This window comes from Streptomyces sp. CA-249302, from assembly GCF_050936785.1.
In the GTDB taxonomy this organism is placed as follows: domain Bacteria; phylum Actinomycetota; class Actinomycetes; order Streptomycetales; family Streptomycetaceae; genus Streptomyces.
The window spans coordinates 8,931,438-8,948,467 of record NZ_JBNJMG010000001.1; the positions used below are offsets into that span (position 1 = coordinate 8,931,438).

Annotated in this window: 14 protein-coding genes and 1 pseudogene; 10 read left to right on the plus strand and 5 right to left on the minus strand. The window is 70.2% G+C overall.

The genetic code is table 11. From position 1 onward, the window contains the following. Window positions 1-14: 14 nt before the first annotated feature. The 5 genes from ACQEWB_RS40200 to ACQEWB_RS40220 all read left to right on the plus strand — a co-directional run bounded on the left by ACQEWB_RS40200 (window position 15) and on the right by ACQEWB_RS40220 (window position 6,798). Window positions 15-1,574 (plus strand): PucR family transcriptional regulator, encoded by a 1,560-nt coding sequence (locus tag ACQEWB_RS40200; RefSeq protein WP_432840153.1) that lies wholly within the window; start codon window positions 15-17, stop codon window positions 1,572-1,574. A 155-nt stretch (window positions 1,575-1,729) separates the two neighbouring features. Continuing rightward, window positions 1,730-2,572 carry a nitrilase-related carbon-nitrogen hydrolase gene (locus ACQEWB_RS40205; RefSeq protein ID WP_432840155.1) on the plus strand — a complete coding sequence of 281 codons (843 nt, stop codon included), beginning with the start codon at window positions 1,730-1,732 and terminating at the stop codon, window positions 2,570-2,572. A 100-nt stretch (window positions 2,573-2,672) separates the two neighbouring features. After that, window positions 2,673-4,076 (plus strand): dihydropyrimidinase, encoded by a 1,404-nt coding sequence (gene hydA, locus ACQEWB_RS40210; protein WP_432840157.1) that lies wholly within the window; start codon window positions 2,673-2,675, stop codon window positions 4,074-4,076. Between the two features lie 11 nt (window positions 4,077-4,087). Continuing rightward, on the plus strand, window positions 4,088-5,107 hold the full coding sequence (locus ACQEWB_RS40215) for a TIGR03842 family LLM class F420-dependent oxidoreductase (protein ID WP_432840159.1): 1,020 nt from the start codon (window positions 4,088-4,090) through the stop codon (window positions 5,105-5,107). A gap of 164 nt (window positions 5,108-5,271) precedes the next feature. Then, window positions 5,272-6,798, plus strand: coding sequence for an NCS1 family nucleobase:cation symporter-1 (locus tag ACQEWB_RS40220; protein ID WP_432840161.1), 1,527 nt, complete (start codon window positions 5,272-5,274; stop codon window positions 6,796-6,798). A gap of 34 nt (window positions 6,799-6,832) precedes the next feature. On the opposite strand, the gene ACQEWB_RS40225 is transcribed toward ACQEWB_RS40220, so the two are convergent. The 3 genes from ACQEWB_RS40225 to ACQEWB_RS40235 all read right to left on the minus strand — a co-directional run bounded on the left by ACQEWB_RS40225 (window position 6,833) and on the right by ACQEWB_RS40235 (window position 8,874). Further along, the gene (locus ACQEWB_RS40225; protein WP_432840164.1) at window positions 6,833-7,495 is read right to left on the minus strand and encodes a hypothetical protein; all 663 of its coding nucleotides are present in this window, start codon (window positions 7,493-7,495) and stop codon (window positions 6,833-6,835) included. 126 nt (window positions 7,496-7,621) lie between these two features. After that, on the minus strand, window positions 7,622-7,876 hold the full coding sequence (locus ACQEWB_RS40230) for a class I SAM-dependent methyltransferase (RefSeq protein ID WP_432840166.1): 255 nt from the start codon (window positions 7,874-7,876) through the stop codon (window positions 7,622-7,624). After that, window positions 7,873-8,874 (minus strand): carboxymuconolactone decarboxylase family protein, encoded by a 1,002-nt coding sequence (locus ACQEWB_RS40235; RefSeq protein ID WP_432840168.1) that lies wholly within the window; start codon window positions 8,872-8,874, stop codon window positions 7,873-7,875. The genes ACQEWB_RS40230 and ACQEWB_RS40235 overlap by 4 nt, the downstream gene beginning before the upstream one ends. 165 nt (window positions 8,875-9,039) lie before the next feature. Between ACQEWB_RS40235 and ACQEWB_RS40240 the strand changes: the two genes are divergently transcribed. The 3 genes and pseudogenes from ACQEWB_RS40240 to ACQEWB_RS40250 all read left to right on the plus strand — a co-directional run. Continuing rightward, entirely contained in the window at window positions 9,040-10,143 is a 1,104-nt protein-coding gene (locus ACQEWB_RS40240; RefSeq protein WP_432840170.1) for a sensor histidine kinase, read from the plus strand. Continuing rightward, on the plus strand, window positions 10,140-10,802 hold the full coding sequence (locus tag ACQEWB_RS40245; RefSeq protein ID WP_432840172.1) for a response regulator: 663 nt from the start codon (window positions 10,140-10,142) through the stop codon (window positions 10,800-10,802). The genes ACQEWB_RS40240 and ACQEWB_RS40245 overlap by 4 nt, the downstream gene beginning before the upstream one ends. Window positions 10,803-10,842: 40 nt before the next feature. Further along, window positions 10,843-11,661: pseudogene (locus ACQEWB_RS40250) on the plus strand (class I SAM-dependent methyltransferase); the annotation flags it as partial. Window positions 11,662-11,712: 51 nt separating this feature from the next. Here ACQEWB_RS40250 and ACQEWB_RS40255 read toward each other — a convergent pair. After that, a complete protein-coding gene (locus ACQEWB_RS40255; protein ID WP_432840196.1) occupies window positions 11,713-12,705 on the minus strand; it encodes a phospholipase D-like domain-containing protein in 993 nt (330 codons plus the stop codon). A 215-nt stretch (window positions 12,706-12,920) separates the two neighbouring features. Next, on the minus strand, window positions 12,921-14,330 hold the full coding sequence (locus ACQEWB_RS40260) for a glycoside hydrolase family 32 protein (RefSeq protein WP_432840198.1): 1,410 nt from the start codon (window positions 14,328-14,330) through the stop codon (window positions 12,921-12,923). Window positions 14,331-14,433: 103 nt separating this feature from the next. Here ACQEWB_RS40260 and ACQEWB_RS40265 point away from each other — a divergent pair, with 103 nt between their 5' ends. Together ACQEWB_RS40265 and ACQEWB_RS40270 are read left to right on the plus strand one after the other, a co-directional pair. Further along, window positions 14,434-15,492 (plus strand): LacI family DNA-binding transcriptional regulator, encoded by a 1,059-nt coding sequence (locus ACQEWB_RS40265; RefSeq protein ID WP_432840200.1) that lies wholly within the window; start codon window positions 14,434-14,436, stop codon window positions 15,490-15,492. A 218-nt stretch (window positions 15,493-15,710) separates the two neighbouring features. Further along, window positions 15,711-17,006 (plus strand): ABC transporter substrate-binding protein, encoded by a 1,296-nt coding sequence (locus ACQEWB_RS40270; protein ID WP_432840202.1) that lies wholly within the window; start codon window positions 15,711-15,713, stop codon window positions 17,004-17,006. Window positions 17,007-17,030: the final 24 nt, after the last annotated feature.

Genomic DNA, 17,030 nt, shown 5'->3' on the forward strand with positions numbered 1-17,030 from the left:
AGGGAACTGCCGTCATGACCACCACCTTCGGGAGCCTCGAACCGGCGCTGTCCGTGCGCCAGGTGCTGACCATGGAACGGGTCCTCGCCGGGGAGCCCGAGGTGGTGGCCGGAGCCGCCCAACTCGACCGCCCGGTGCGCTGGGTGCACGTCGCCGAGGCGCCGGACGTGGGCGTGATGCTCACCGGCGGCGAGATGGTCCTCACCACCGGCGTGCTGCTGGCCGGCGACGAGGAGAAGCAGGCCGAGTACATCCAGTCCCTGCACCGCGCGGAGGCGGCGGCCGTGGTGCTGGGGCTCGGGCGTGCCTTCCCGGCACCCCCGGACGTGATGCGCCGGGCCGCCGAGCGCTGCGGGCTGCCGATGGTGGTCCTCCACCGGCCCTTCCCCTTCGCGGAGTTGACCGAGGAGGTCCAAGCCCGGCTGGTACGGCGGAAGTTCGCCGCCGTCAGCCTCTCGGAGTCGGTACGGACCGCCCTCACCGGGCTCATCACCGCGGGCGCCCCGCTCCAGAGCCTCCTGGACGAGGTCGCCCAGCACAGCGCCTGCCCGGTCGTGGTCACCAACCTCGCCCACCGCGTCCTCGCCACGGCGGGGGAGCGGTCCGCGGTGGACGACGTGCTGCGCGACTGGGAGCGGATCTCCCGGCAGGCCGGCGGCAGCGAGGGCGACGGCTGGATCCGGGCCGAGCTGGGCGGACGCGGGGAGCGCTGGGGCCAGATCGTGCTGTGCGGTCACCGCGGGGACACCGCCACCGGACGGCTCCTCGCCGACCGGGCCGCCGAGGCCCTCGTCCTGCACCGCATGCTCGGCGGCAACTCCGCCCACACCTGGGAGGAGCAGTCGGCGCAGAGCCTGCTCACCGACCTGGTGAGCGGTGTCGTACCGGCAAGGCAGCTGCTGCCGCGCGCGCGTGCCGCCGGGCTGCCGGTCAACCGGCGCACCTTCGTGCCACTGGTCGTGCGGGACGGCGAACCCGCCCAACTGGAGCGCGTGCTGCGGATGTTGGGGCTGCCGGGGCTGGTCGCCGAACTCGCCGAAGAGGCCACCGCCGTACTGCTGAGCCTCGCCCGCGACCAGGACGCCTCCGTGCTCGTGGCGAACTTTGCCGCCCGGCTGCGCTCCGAGGCCGCCCGCACGGTCGTCGCCGCGGCCGATCCCCGGATCGCCTGGGACGACGTACCGGCCGGACTGCGCGAGGCACAGCACGTCGCCGACGCCGTGGCGGACTCCGCGCACGCCCTCGACCTCCCGGCCGTCGTACGGCTCAGGGACGTACACCTGCGCGGCCTGATCCGGCTGCTGCGGGACGACCCGCACGTACAGTCCTTCGCCGAGCGGGAGCTGGACGGGCTGCTGTGCGCGGCCGACGAGGACCTGCTGTCCGTGCTGCGGACCTACCTCGCCACCGGCCGGAACAAGTCGCGCACCGCCCAGCTCCACCACGTCTCCCGGCCCGCGCTCTATCGCCGGCTGGAGGCCATACAGGGCCGGCTCGGCGTCGACCTCGACGACTTCGAACAGGCCGCCTCGGTGCACATCGCGCTCCTCGCGCATGACGCGCAACAGGGGTGAAACATGCGACGACCTGGGAAAACGGCGGTGAAACATGGGATCGCGGCAGGGTGACACCGTGGCACGCCGCACGCCTTCAGACGTGACACCGTGCAACTCAAAGCTGCTTTTCGGACTTCCTAGTCTTCTCGCACACCGAGCGACCGGAGGTCCCGATGAGCAGAGTGATTCGTGCCGCCCTCTTCCAGACCGCGTGGACGGGCGACAAGGAGTCGATGATCCAGGTACACGAGCAGGCGGTGCGCGACGCCGCGGCCCAGGGCGCTCAAGTCATGTGCTTCCAGGAACTGTTCTACGGACCGTACTTCTGCCAGGTCCAGGACAAGGCGTTCTACGAGTACGCCGAGCAGATCCCGGACGGCCCTATCGTCAAGCGATTCCAGTCGCTGGCCAAGGAGTTGGGCATCGTCCTGATCCTGCCGATGTACGAGGAGGAGCAGCCCGGAGTCCTCTACAACACCGCCGCCGTGATCGACGCGGACGGCTCGTACCTCGGCAAGTACCGCAAGCACCACATCCCCCAAGTCCCGGGATTCTGGGAGAAGTTCTACTTCCGTCCCGGCAACCTCGGGTGGCCGATCTTCGACACGAAGGTCGGGAAGATCGGCGTCTACATCTGCTACGACCGCCACTTTCCGGAGGGCTGGCGGGCGTTGGGCCTCGCGGGCGCCGAGATCGTCTTCAACCCGTCGGCCACCTCGCGCGGACTCTCGGCCTACCTCTGGCAGCTGGAGCAGCCGGCGGCGGCCGTCGCCAACGAGTACTTCGTCGGCGCGATCAACCGGGTGGGCGTCGAGGAGCTGGGCGACAACGACTTCTACGGCACGACGTACTTCGTCGACCCGGAGGCCCAGTTCGTAGGGGAGGTCGCTTCGGACAAGGAGACCGAACTCGTAGTGCGCGACCTGGACATGGCCAAGCTGCGCGAGGTCCGCGACCGCTGGCAGTTCTACCGCGACCGCCGCCCGGACGCGTACGAGCCGCTGACGGCTCCATAGAACCGACGGGAACACCCGCGCCCCGTCAGGGGCGCGGGGAACTGCGCGACCAGCCCCCTACGACCCGCACCTTCGAGACAACCGAACGGAGCGTGACCCCATGACCGGCCGCACCCTCATCCGCGGCGGTCTCGTCATCACCGCATCCGACGAGATCCACGCCGACGTCCTGATCGAGGACGGCCGCATCGCCGCCCTCGCCGCCTCCGGCACCCCGGCCGCCGAAGCCTGGAACGCCGAGCGGGTCATCGACGCCACCGGAAAGTACGTCATCCCCGGTGGCGTCGACGCCCACACTCACATGGAGCTGCCGTTCGGCGGCACCTTCGCCTCCGACACCTTCGAGACCGGCACCCGGGCGGCCGCCTGGGGTGGCACGACCACGATCGTCGACTTCGCCGTGCAGAGCGTCGGCCACTCCCTGCGCGAGGGCCTCGATGCCTGGCACGCCAAGGCCGAGGGCAACTGCGCGATCGACTACGGCTTCCACATGATCGTCTCCGATGTGAACCAGGAGACGCTGAAGGAGATGGACCTGCTGGTGGAGGAGGGGGTGACCTCCTTCAAGCAGTTCATGGCCTACCCGGGCGTCTTCTACTCCGACGACGGCCAGATCCTGCGCGCCATGCAGCGCTCCGCCGAGAACGGCGGCCTGATCATGATGCACGCCGAGAACGGCATCGCGATCGACGTGCTGGTGGAGCAGGCGCTGGCGCGCGGGGAGACCGACCCGCGCTACCACGGTGAGGTCCGCAAGGCGCTGCTGGAGGCCGAGGCCACCCATCGCGCCATCAAGCTCGCGCAGGTCGCGGGGGCTCCGCTCTACGTCGTGCACGTCTCGGCCATGGAGGCGGTCGCCGAGCTGGCACGCGCGCGTGACGAGGGGCTCCCGGTCTTCGGCGAGACCTGTCCGCAGTACCTCTTCCTGTCCACCGACAACCTCGCCGAGCCCGACTTCGAGGGCTCGAAGTACGTGTGCAGCACGCCGCTGAGGCCCAAGGAGCACCAGGCCAAGCTCTGGCAGGGGCTCAGGACCAACGACCTCCAGGTCGTCTCCACCGATCACTGCCCCTTCTGCTTCGTCGGCCAGAAGGAGCTCGGCCGCGGCGACTTCTCCAAGATCCCCAACGGCCTGCCTGGCGTCGAGAACCGCATGGACCTGCTCCACCAGGCCGTCGTCGACGGACACATCTCCCGCCGCCGCTGGATCGAGATCGCCTGCGCCACTCCGGCCCGGATGTTCGGCATGTACCCGAAGAAGGGCACCATCGCCCCGGGCGCCGACGCCGACGTCGTCATCTACGACCCGCACGCCGAGCAGATCGTGTCCGCCGAGACGCACCACATGAACGTCGACTACTCGGCGTACGAGGGCAAGCGCCTCACCGGCCGGGTCGAGACGGTGCTCTCGCGCGGCGAACTCGTCATCACCGAGCGGGAGTACACCGGCCACGCGGGGCACGGCGTCTACACCCCGCGCTCCACCTGTCAGTACCTCAACTAGGAGTGGCGCACATGGACTTCGGACTCGTCCTGCAGACCGACCCGCCGGCCTCGAAGGTCGTCAGCCTGATGAAGCGCGCCGAGCGCAACGGCTTCACCTACGGCTGGACCTTCGACTCGGCCGTGCTCTGGCAGGAACCGTTCGTGATCTACAGTCAGATCCTGTCGAACACAACGAGGTTGACGGTCGGCCCGATGGTCACCAACCCGGGCACCCGCACCTGGGAGGTCACCGCCTCCACCTTCGCCACCCTCAACGACATGTTCGGCAACCGCACCGTCTGCGGCATCGGCCGCGGCGACTCCGCCATGCGCGTCGCGGGCCGTACCCCCAACACCCTGGCCCGGATCAGCGGGGCGATGAAGGTCATCAGGGCGCTGGGCCGCGGCGAGGAGGCCGACCTCGGCGGCACGGTGATCAAGTTCCCGTGGATCAAGCCCGGCGCCGAACTCCCCGTCTGGATGGCGGCGTACGGCCCCAAGGCCCTGAAGATGACCGGCGAGGAGGCCGACGGCTTCATCCTCCAGCTGGCCGACCTCTACCTCACCGAGTACATGGTCAAGGCCGTGAAGGACGCGGCCGTCGCCGCCGGCCGTGACCCCTCCGACGTCAAGATCTGCGTCGCCGCCCCCGCCTACGTCACCGAGGACGACTCGCCCGAGGCCCTCGCCCACGCCCGGGACCAGTGCCGCTGGTTCGGCGGCATGGTCGGCAACCATGTCGCCGACCTGGTCTCGAAGTACGGCGAGCACTCGGCCCAGGTCCCCGAGGAACTCACCGACTACATCAAGGCCCGCGAGGGGTACGACTACTCTCACCACGGCCGCGCGGACAACCCCGACACCCAGTTCGTCCCCGACGAGATCGTCGACCGGTTCTGCCTGATCGGCCCGGTCGAGAAGCACATCGAGAAGCTGAACGCCCTGCGCGAGCTGGGCGTCGACCAGTTCGCCGTGTACGACATGCACGACGCGCAGGAGACCGTCATCGACGCGTACGGGACGAAGGTCATCCCGGCCGTCAACGCCTGACCAGCAGCAGCGCTCAACTTACCGTCCCCCCACTCCCGTTCTCCCCTCCCCACCTCCCCGGGGAGGGGGTCGCGGGGGAGGGGCGGCGCGGGAAACCGCCCGCACCTCCCCGGCCCGCCGACCCGCACGGCCTTTCCGCCCGCCCCTCATTGATTGGCCTGCCCATGACCGACACCGCTCCCACGGCCATACCGCCGACCGCTCAAGTCACCCTCGACGACGGGCGCGTGGAGATCGCGCCGGGGTCCCCCATGCCCAGCGGTCCGTACGCGAACGAGGACCTGCTCCCGGTCCCGATCGAGAAGCGCACCTGGACCACGTACAACTTCTCCGCGCTGTGGGTCGGCATGGCCCACAACACGGCCTCCTGGACCCTGGCCTCCGGTCTGATCGCCGTCGGCATGGACTGGAAGCAGGCGGTGTTCACCATCGCCCTGGCCAACGTGATCGTGCTGGTCCCGATGCTGCTCACCGGGCACGCGGGACCCAAGTACGGCATCCCCTTCCCGGTCTTCGCACGGGCCTCCTTCGGTATCCGCGGCGCCAACCTCCCCGCCGTCGTACGGGCGTTGGTGGCCTGCGGCTGGTTCGGCATCCAGACCTGGATCGGCGGCGAGGCGATCTACTTCCTCGCCGGGAAGCTGATCGGGAACGGCTGGAGCGACGCCGGCAAGGTCGGCGGGTACGCCTGGACGATGTGGCTGTCGTTCGCGATCTTCTGGGCGATCCAGGTGGCCATCATCTACCGGGGCATGGAGACGATCCGCCGCTTCGAGAACTGGGCCGCGCCCTTCGTGATCGTCGGCGCGGTCGTGATGCTGATCTGGATGAGCAACAAGGCCGGCGGCTTCGGCCCGCTGCTCGACCAGCCCTCCAAGCTCGGCTGGGGCGGCGGCTTCTGGAAGCTGTTCTGGCCGTCCCTGATGGGCATGATCGGCTTCTGGTCCACGCTGTCGCTGAACATCCCCGACTTCACCCGCTACGGCAGGAGCCAGAAGGCGCAGACCTGGGGCCAGGCCCTCGGCCTGCCCACCACCATGACGCTCTTCGCGCTCCTGTCCGTGCTCGTCACCTCCGGTTCGCAGGCGGTGTACGGCCAGACGATCTGGGACCCGGTCCAGCTCGCCGCCAAGACCGACAACGTCCTCGGTCTGCTGTACGCGCTGGTGACCGTGCTGGTGGCGACCCTGTCCGTGAACATCGCGGCCAACCTGGTCTCCCCGGCCTTCGACTTCTCCAACATCGCTCCCCGGAAGATCAGTTTCCGGACCGGCGCCCTCGCCACCTGCGTCATCGGCGTGCTGATCTTCCCCTGGAAGCTGTACTCCGACCCGCAGGGCTACATCTTCACCTGGCTCGGCCTGGTCGGCGGTCTGCTCGGCACGGTCGCCGGCATCCTCATCGCCGACTACTGGATCCTGCGCCGCGGCAAGCTCGACCTGGTCGACCTGTACCGCGCGGGCGGCCGCTACTGGTACGAGGGCGGCTGGAACTGGCGGGCCGTCGCCGCCTTCGCCGCGGGCGGAGTCCTCGCGATCGGCGGCGCGAGCTTCAAGCCGCTGTTCGACGGCCGCCCCATCCCGGCCCTGGAGTCCCTCGCGGACTACGGCTGGGCGGTCGGCCTCGGCACCTCGATGGTCGTGTATCTGGCCCTGATGCTGCTGCGCGGCAAGAACCGCCTGGAGGCCTGAGCCCCCGGTGGAAGTACTCGAAGGGCAGCCGGCGCTACTGGCTCTGGCTGCCCTTCAGCGCGTTCACCGCGTCCTTCGCCGCCTTGATCGCGCCCGTGTTGATCACGCTCGTGCTCGGCGCCTTCTTCGACTCGAAATCGCTGCCGTTGTACGTGATGACCACCAGGACGTTGGAGACCCGCGAGATCACCACGCCCTCACGGGTCTGCTGCTTGTCCTCGGTGGTGAGGTTCACGACGGAGTAACCCGCGTCACCGAGGCCCGGAACATCCCCTCCGCCGCTCTTCTCCGCAAGTCGTTCCTTGTATTCCTTCTGTGCCGCTTCGTCCGAGTCGAGGACCTCGTAGGAGACGTCGAGCCAGCGGTAGTCGTACCCCTTGAGCGCGTTCCAGGAGCAGGTGCGGCGCAGCTTCGAGTCCGTCGACTGGATCTCCTTGCCGGCCGTCTTGGCGCCCGGCACCAGCGACTTGACCGTCGCCGTGGCGACGCCGCCGCAGGGGGCGGGAGAGGTGTTGTACGACTTGGACACGGCCGTCGTGGACGGCGCGGAGGGCGAGGAAGTGCCCGTCTTCTGTGCGGTGTTGTGCTCGTCGGCCGGTGTCGCGGGACCCGACGACAGTGCCCAGCCCACCGCGGCGAGCACGACGACCGGGGACAGGCGTGCCGTCAGGGCGACCGGCAGAGGATATTCGCGCACGGGCACACTTTTCGGTGGGGGACGGTGTGCGGAGCAGTCCGCACTGCGGACGGGGCGCCAGTTTCACACGAGTCCCTGTGAGACGGAAGTGGAAACTCGCTCCGTGCCTGTGCGGTCACTGAGCCCTCACGACTGACAACCCCTCAGCGCGGCCGCCCGCGGGCACACGAACGCGTCGAACCCGGCGGGCGGAAACGGATATACCTCGACATCCGCCTCTACGTACGCGACATTCCTTCGCTTTTCGGACGCGGTGCGCTCGCGGGCGCGGCGCAGCAGCGGCGCCGGGACGTCGGCGCCGACGACATGGCCGCGCGCCGCGATCAGCGCGTCGTGCAGGAGGACGTCGTGGCCCGCCGGGCTCGCGGTCGTCGCGCTCATGACGTCTCCTGGACGGCGGGCAGGGCGAACGCGCTCTCGATGCGGTCCACGGCCGCGAAGGCGCCGTAGGCGACGAGGTGGACCAGGCAGTGGTCGGTGTGCTCGGGCCGTCGCCAGGCAGCCACGTCCTCGTCCGTGATGCGGTACGGCGCCAGCGCGGCCAGCAGCGCGAGACGCGCCCCCGGCCGGTCGTGCCGCCGTGGGAACCCGCGCAGGACGGCCGACGGGTGCTCGCCGTCCCAGTCCCGCAGAGTCGTGTGTACGAGGGCCAGGTCGTCGGCGTCGAGCAGGCCGGCGCCCGCCCGGGCGGCCGTGCGCAGGGCGGCGTAGGCGGGGCCGACGGGGGTACCGGCGGCCCACTCCGGACCGGCGCCGGGGGCGTCCAGCAGGGCCAGCGCCGCGCCGGGCTCGGGGCTGCGGCGCACGGTCCGGGCCAGCGCGCGGCCCGCGATGCTGCGTACCGCACGGAACCGCTGGAGACCGCCCGGCAGCAGTTGCTCGGTGAGCAGCGCGGAGACGACGCGGTTGATGAAGTGGAAGGCGAGGGCGGTGCCCAGATAGGCGGGCGCGTGCTCGTCCGGGAAGGGGTACGGCCGCAGGTCGGCGCCCGGCACCCGGGTGGCGAGGCCCCAGTCGAGCAGACGCTCGTGCTCCGCGCTCGCCGGGTCCTCCTCGCGGGCCAGCTGCTCGGCGAGGGCGTGCTCGCCGGTCGCGTGCAGCAGCACGGTGTGCGCGTCCACGCAGAACGGACACCGGTTGGCGAGCGACACCCCGAGCGCCGCGAGCTCCTTGCCGGTACGGCTGCCGGGGCCGGCGATGAGTGACTCGCGCATCAACGCCCAGGCGGGCGCGAGGAGTTCGGGGGCGGAGGACAGCACTACGAAGGTGGGCGGCCGGTCGATGCCGAAGTCGACGGAGATCTGCTCGTAGACCTGGGCGACGCGGCCGGTGGCCGACTTGGGCGACGGAGGCTGGGTGTGACGGAAGGGTGTGGACATGAGTCGAGCATGCGTGGCCGGGGTGGGTCCGGTCGTCGTACGCATGGAGGTTGTCGGCAGTACGACGAGGAGTCTGCGGGGGCCGTCCAGTACTGCGTGGGGAGTAGTCGGGGAGCCGTCCACAGGTCTGACGCCGTTGTCGGTGCGGGCGTCTACTGTGCGTGCATGAGCGGGCATTTCGTGACAGGCAGGCGGCTCGCCGACGCGGCCCTCGCGGTCGTCGTCGGCGCCCTCGTCGTGACCACGGCCGCCTTCGACGCGGACACGAGACCGGTCGACTACGCGCTCATCGCGCTCGGTTCGGCCGCGCTCGCCTTCTACCGCGCGGCGCCGCGGGCCGTGCTGGCCGTCGCCACCGCGAGCGGCTCGGCGTACGTGCTGCACGCCCACCCGGGCCCGGTCTCCGCCCTGCCCGTCTTCGCCGCCGTGCACACGGCGGCCCGCGTGGGACACCGGGGCTGGGCGGCCGCGGCGAGCGGGGTGTTCCTGGCCGCGTTCATCACCACCGGGCCGACGACCCAGGAGGTGGTCGAGCGGACCGTGCTGCTCATGGGCTGGTTCCTGTGCGCGCTGGTCACGGGTCTCGCCGACCGCAACTGGCAGGCGTACCTGCGCCAGACGGAGCAGCGTGCGCTGGAGGCGGAGCGGACCCGGGAGGAGGCGGCGCTGCGCCGCGCGGGCGAGGAACGCCTGCGCATAGCCCGCGAGTTGCACGACTCCCTCACCCACAGCATCTCCATCGTCAAGCTCCAGGCGGGCGTCGCCGTACACCTCGCCCGTAAGCGCGGTGAGGAGATACCGCCCGCGCTGCTCGCCATCCAGGACGCGAGCGGCGAGGCGATGCGCGAACTGCGGTCCACCCTGGAGCTGCTGCGCGGCGACGAACCGACCGGCACGCCCGCGCTGCTGGTGGAGCGGGCCTGCGCGGCGGGCCTCTCCGTCGACCTCACGGTGACCGGCGACGAACGCCCACTGGCCGCCACGGTCGACCGGGCGGTGTACCGCATCGTCCAGGAGGCCCTCACCAACGCGGCCCGGCACGCGGGCCCCGCCAAGGTCAGCGTCGAACTCGCCTACGCAGACGCCGACTTGACGATCCGCGTGGAGGACGACGGCACCGCCGACCCGACCAGCCCGACCACCCCGGGCGCAGGCCTCACCGGTATGCGCGAACGCGTCACGGCCCTCGGCGGCACCTTGCACGCGGCCCCACGGAAGGAGGGCGGCTTCGCGGTACGGGCGTCGCTGCCGCTGGGGGAGGCGGGATGATCAGGGTCGCCCTCGTCGACGACCAGGCGCTGATGCGGGCCGGGTTCCGGGCGTTGCTGGAGGCCGAGGACGGCATCGAGGTGGTCGGTGAGGCGGCCAACGGCGAACTGGGCCTGGCCCTCGTCCGCGCACACGTCCCCGACATCGCGCTGATCGACGTACAGATGCCGGTCATGACGGGCATCGAGGCGACCCGCCGGATCGCCGCCGACCCCGCCCTGTCCACCGTCCGGGTCGTGATCCTCACCAACTACGGCCTGGACGAGTACGTCTTCGAGGCCCTCCGTGCCGGCGCGAGCGGCTTCCTGCTGAAGGACACCGAACCGGCCGACCTCCTCCAGGCCATCGAGGTCGTGGCCCGCGGCCAGGCTCTGCTCTCCCCGTCGGTCACCCGCACCCTGATCGGCGAGTTCGTCGCCCGCCCGCCGGACCGGGCCACGCCCCCGGGCCTGGACTGCCTCACCCGCCGCGAACGCGAGGTGACGGCCCTGGCCGCCCACGGCCTCACCAACGAGGAGATCGCCGCGCACATGGTCATCAGCCCCTTCACGGCCAAGACCCACATCAGCCGCGCGATGACGAAGCTAGGGGCCCGGGACCGGGCCCAACTGGTTGTCTTCGCCTACGAGTCGGGGCTGGTGGCCCCACGCCGCACATAACCCGTTGCACGGAACGCTGACGGATCAGCAGCCTTGAGCGATGACCGAGACGACACGCACACAGAGCCCGGCCGTCCATGAGCAGATTCTCGGCTACTACGCCCGCGGCAAGGAGGACGCCCGCCTCAGAGAGGGCGGCGCACCTGCAGGCCGCCTGGAGTTCTGGCGCACCCAGGACGTACTACGACGCGTCCTGCCCCCGGCCCCCGCCCGCGTACTGGACGTCGGCGGCGGCAGCGGCGTGCACGCGCAGTGGCTGGCGGAGGACGGCTACGAGGTCGAACTCGTCGACCCCGTACCACTCCACGTCGAACAGGCGTCACGCCTCCCCGGCGTGACGGCGAGGCCCGGTGACGCCCGCTCCCTCCCGGACGCGGACGCCTCCTACGACGCGGTACTACTGCTCGGCCCGCTGTACCACCTACCCGAACGGACCGACCGCGTACGGGCGTTGGCAGAAGAACGCCGGGTGGTGAAGCCGGGCGGGCCCGTGATCGCGGCCACCATCAACCGCTACGCGGGCCTGCACGACCTGCTCCGCGAGGAACGCTACTTCGACCCGCCCCAGCGAGCCCGCACGGACGCGGCGAGCACCACCGGCCGCCACGACGGCGGGGGCGACCTGTTCACGGTCGCCTACTTCGCCCAACCTGCCGAGGTACCGGCCGAGTTCACAGACGCGGGCCTCACCGTAGAGGGCGAGTACGGCCTGGAGGGCCTGGCCTGGCTGATGGGCGGGATCGAGAACTGGCTGGACGATCCCGAACGCCGCGAGATCGTCCTGGCCGCCACCCGCCGCATCGAGTCCGAGCCAACCCTCCTGGGAGCAAGCGGCCACCTGCTCACAACAGGCAGACGGCCCCAGGAAATCGCCGGTGACCGCAGTCCGGGACCACACCGAACACATCACCTACGCGGCCGTCCCACCCGCATAGTCGCTGTTGAAGGTCGTCTCAATAGTCGTAGCCACCGACTGAGCCACCCCCGTCCCCGTGAGAATGATCCCCAACTCCCGGTTGTTGGACAGCGAGTTGCTGCTGATGTTCATGGACCCCGCCTCCACTTCCTGCGTGGACAGCCCATAGTCCGCGACCATGGCCTTGGCGTGGATGTAGAACCCGTCCGGGTCGGAGTACCCCACGACCGTGCCACCCGCCGCCTTGACCGCCGAGACCTGGCTGGAGTAACTGGACGGACTCTCCAGCACCACCCGCACGGTCACCCCCGCCTTCGCCCGCGCCACGATCGCGTTGACGACCGTGCTGTCACTGAACTCCAGCTCCTCGACGTCGAGCGTCTTGGTGGCGGCGTTGATGACGGTCAGCAGCCGACTGCGGGAGTCGGTCGGCGACCAGAGCAGATGGTCGCCGTCGGTCGGAGTGATCGACGTACCGGCGTAGTCCGCGTTGAACACCTTCTCGATCGCGGCGACATCGCGGGTGTCGTCGGTGAAGACACCGTAGTCCCGCCCCGTCGAGTAGTACTGCGAGGTCAGGTTCCCGGTCAGGACCAGCGACTTGGTGGCGTCCACCGTGATCGTCTTCTGGTGGGTGTAGACGAAGCTCGACGGCGACCACACCACCCCCACACCGGCGTTGGTCAGGGCGGTGTACGCCGAGTTGTTGGCGGACTTGTGCGCCTGGTCGAGAACCACCCGCACGGTGACGCCCTTGTTCTCCAGGGCGACGAGGTCGTTGACGGCCGTGGTGTCCTCCAGCTCGTACATGGTCATGTCGAGCGACGAGGTGGCCGAGTTGATGAAGTCGTAGATCGTGGGCTCGCTGCTGCTCAGCGAGAAGGCGAAGGCTGAGTAGCTCGCGGCGTTCGCGGGGGACGCGGTGGCGAGCATGGCGGCGCCGGCCGCCAGGGCGACACCTGCGCGGCCGATGACCTTCCACAACATGCGTGACTCCTAGTCGGGTTGATGCCCACGTGGGGGGTGGTGAGCGTGGGCATGACACCACGCGCGTAGACCAGGAGGAAGAGGACGATGGTGAACTGGGGATTACCGGCCGGAAGCGCAGCCGGACAAAAGGGAGTTCGTGCAGGTGGGGGCCGGTTCATGGGGTGCCCGCGGAATCGCAAAATCTTCGTAGGCCCACCAGAAGGCCGCCCCCCTCACTCCTGGCCGCCCTCCGTCGAGTCCACCGGCATCGGCAGCAACTCCCACGCCTCGACGGCGTATTCGAGATCCCCGCCGGCCTGGATGCGCCAAGGGGCGTCGCCCGTGGGGTAGAACCGCAGGGTCAGGGTCTGCCCGGTGGACAGGTACAGCTCGGCGATGGAGTGGTCGACCACCAGGCGCAGTTCGATGGGCCCCGCAGGACAAGGCATCGTGGCCGAGCCGCCGTGCGCCCGCGGGTCCAGGGAGGCGTGGCCGCGGTCGACGACCAGTTGATGGTTCGTCACATCAAGCCGGATGTCGAGACGTTCGCTGCCGTCGGCGGAGGTGACCAGCCGCAAGGACGCGTCACCGGTTCCGGACACTGCCAGGCGGGCGGTCAGGTCGAAGCAGCGGCCGACCGGGCCGAGCTCGGCCGGGCCGTCCTCCGCGGTGCTCAGGCCGGCGGACTTCACCGCCTGCGGGCCGCGCAGGGCGAGGAGTTCGCGGGCGGGCTCCTGCCGGAGCGTGCCGTCCTCGGTGAGGGTCAACTCGCGGGGGACGGTGAGGACTCCGGCCCAGCCGGACTCGTCGGCCCAGTCGGCGTCCCGCGCTTCCCGGGCCCAACCCCACAGCAGCCGGCGGCCGTCGGGGGCGGGCAGCAGGGCGGGGGCGTAGAAGTCGGGGCCGTGGTCCAGCGGTACGGGTGCCGCGAACCGGTCCCGGCCGGTGAGGACCTGGGTGCCGCGGGGGCCGTCCTGCGGGCTCCAGTCGCTGACGATCAGCGCGCCGCCGAGCGCCCCGAAGTCGGCGTACTGCGGGCACTCCCACCCGGTGTCGGGGCGGGAGCGCTCCTCGGGTTCGCTGGTCAGGAAGGGGCCCTGGTACGTCCACTGCTCCAGGTCGTCCGACGTGTACAGGAAGGCCGCGCCCCGGCCGTCCGCCAGGGCGGCGCCGACCAGCATCCGCCAGCCGCCGTCCTGCCGCCACACATAGGGGTCGCGCCACATCGTGCTGCCGCTCGGCGGCTCGGGGACGACCAGCTCCGGACGCTTGGTCCAACTCAGGCCGCCGTCAAGGGAGTCCGCGGCGGCGATCGGCTGCCACCAGCGGTCGGCGCGGTGCGCGGAGTAGAAGGCCACGAGGCGTTCGCCGTCGCCGACCGCGTTGCCGGAGAAGCAGCCGTCGGCGTCGTACCCGCCGGGAGTGGGGGTGAGGGCGAGCGGGAGGAGCTGCCAGTGGACCAGGTCGGGGCTGCGGAAGTGGCCCCAGTGGACGTTCTCGTGGCGGGTGCCGTGCGGGTTGTGCTGGAAGAAGACGTGGTAGTGGCCGTCGTGGAAGACCAGTCCGTTGGGGTCGTTGATCCAGCCCCGGGGCGGACGCAGGTGCACGGCGGGGCGATGGGGGTCGGTGCGGTGTGTGGACAAGGTCGCGCCTTTCCTCTAACGGGTGAAAGTGTGATCAAACGCATGAGATGCACGGGTGTCGTGACCGGCTCTCGGATGCGCAGCCATCTCGTACTCTTGCCGCGTGTCAACCCATGAAGATCACCCTTCGAACGGCAGACGGGCCCGCCGGACCGATGTCGCGCGGCTGGCCGGTGTCTCCCCGGCGACCGTCTCCTTCGTCCTGAACCGGACGGCCGGACAGACGATCAGCGACGAGACCCGGCAGCGGGTTCTCCAGGCGGTCGCCGAACTCGACTACCGCCCCAACCGGGCCGCGCAGGGGCTGCGGCAGGGACGCAGTTCGACCATCGGCTTCGTCAGCCACGACGTCGACTTCGGTGTGTTCGCGGCCGCCGCGATCAAGGGTGCGCACGAGGCGTCGATACGCCACGGCAACCTGCTGCTCCTGGTCAACACCGGCGGTTCGAACCGCCAGGCCGCACAGCTGGTCGGCGACCTCCTCGACCGGCAGGTGGACGCCCTGATCCTCGCCGGGGCCGGCACCAGGTCGGTGACGCTCCCGGAGGGTGCCGAACGGGTCCCGACGGTCCTGCTGAACTGTTTCGTGCCGGGGGACCCCGTCCCGTCGATCCTGCCGGACGAGGTGCGCGGCGGCCGGGAGGCCACCCAGGCGCTGCTCGACCTCGGCCACCGGGACATCGCCTACCTCACCGGTACGGTCAGCGCCTGGGCCACCAAGGCCCGACTGCGCGGATTCCGTGAGGCGCTGCGCGGTGCCGGGCGCGACCCCGGTGGGCACACCGTGCTGCCCGGGAACTACCACGCGGACTCCGGCTACGAGCTGGCGCGGAAACTGCTGAAGCGCGGCCCCAGGCCGACCGCGATCATGTGCGGCAACGACCGGATGGCGTTCGGCGCACTCCTGGCGCTTCTGGAGGCGGGGATCCGGGTGCCCGAGGACATCTCGGTCTTGGGGTACGACGACCAGTTCCAGCTCGCGGCGGAGATCCATCCGGCGCTGAGCACCGTACGACTGCCCTACGACGTGATGGGGCGGCTGGCCGCCGAGGGCCTGTCCGAGGGCGGGCCCGCCCTGCAGGCCGGGCGCACCCTGGTGCACTGCCCGCTCGTGCTGCGCGCTTCGACGGCGCCGCCCGCGGGCGGCGCCGGACGGGCCTGAGCCGGACAGGCCCCGCGGACACACGTGGTCATCCACGGATAACTCCCTCGTAACAAGTCCTTGACGCCAGAAACAGGGGGCGGCTAGCTTTCGGCCACTAACCCGAATTAGTAACCCGCCGCGGTGGCCTGGTGCAAGACCCGCCCCGGCAGACCAGGTCACCTCAGGTGCGTGACGGCGGCTCCCCGCCCGCCGGCGCACCCGCCAAGGAGGAACGCATGTCCACACGGAAACTGGTTGTGGGTGTCAGTGCGCTCAGCGCGCTCGCACTGCTCGCCACCGGCTGCTCGTCCGGTTCCGGCAGCAGCGCGAGCGACAAGAAGACCATCACGATCTGGACCGGCATGGACCAGCCGATCATCGACGGTCTGAAGGCCAAGCTGGCGCCCGAGGCCAAGGCCAAGGGCATCACCGTCCAGTGGCGCCGGGTCGACAACATCAACCAGCTGCTCGTGCAGAAGGTGCAGGCGGGCGACGCGCCGGACATCGCCCTGCTGCCGCAGCCGGGCATCATCAAGGACCTCGCGGGCAAGGGCAAGATCACCCCGCTGGACGACGTCCTCGACCTCGCCTCGCTGAAGACGAGCATGACGGCGGGCACGCTGGACGTCGCCAAGGTCAACGGCAAGACCTACGGCCTGATGGTCAGCATGAACGTCAAGGGCCTGGTCTTCTATCCGAAGAAGGCGTTCGAGAAGGCCGGTTACACCGTGCCGACCTCCCTCGACGAGCTCAACACCCTCACGGCGAAGATCAAGGCCGACGGGAACACCCCGTGGTGTCTGGGTATCGAGTCCGGCACGGCGACCGGCTGGCCCGCCACGGACTGGCTGGAGAACCTGGTCATGAAGTACGGCGGCGTCGACAAGTACAACGAATGGGTGTCGCACAAGGTCAAGTTCGACTCGCCGCTGGTCCGCAAGGCCGCCGCCGAGTTCGAGAAGATCGCCTTCACCAACGGCAACGTGCTCGGCGGCCGCAAGGCCATCGCCAGCAACGCCTTCGGCACGGCCGGCAACGCGATGTTCAAGAGCACGCCCGGCTGCTACATGTACCAGCAGGGCAGCTTCATCACCGGCTTCTTCCCGAAGACGGTCCAGAAGAACCTGGACTCCGAGGTCGGCGTCTTCGGCCTGCCGGCGGCCATCGCGGGCGGTGAGAACCCCGTCGAGGGCGGCGGCGACACCGCCTCCATCTACCAGGACAGCCCGGCCGCCCGCACGGTCATGAAGCTGCTCGCGGCCACCGACCTCGGCACCACCGCCGCGGGCAACGGCTCGTCCTTCATCTCCCCGCACAAGGACTTCCCGCTCTCGGCCTACCCGCTCAAGACGACCCAGTCGGTCGCCAAGGTCGCCTACGACTCCACGGGCTTCGTCTTCGACGGCTCCGACGCGATGCCCACGGCGGTCGGCACCGGCACCTTCTGGAAGGACATGACGGCCTGGATCTCGGGCGAGGAGTCGCTGGACACCGCCCTGAAGAACATCGACGCCAGCTGGCCCGCCAGCTGATCACGCACGGCGGGCCGCCGGGAC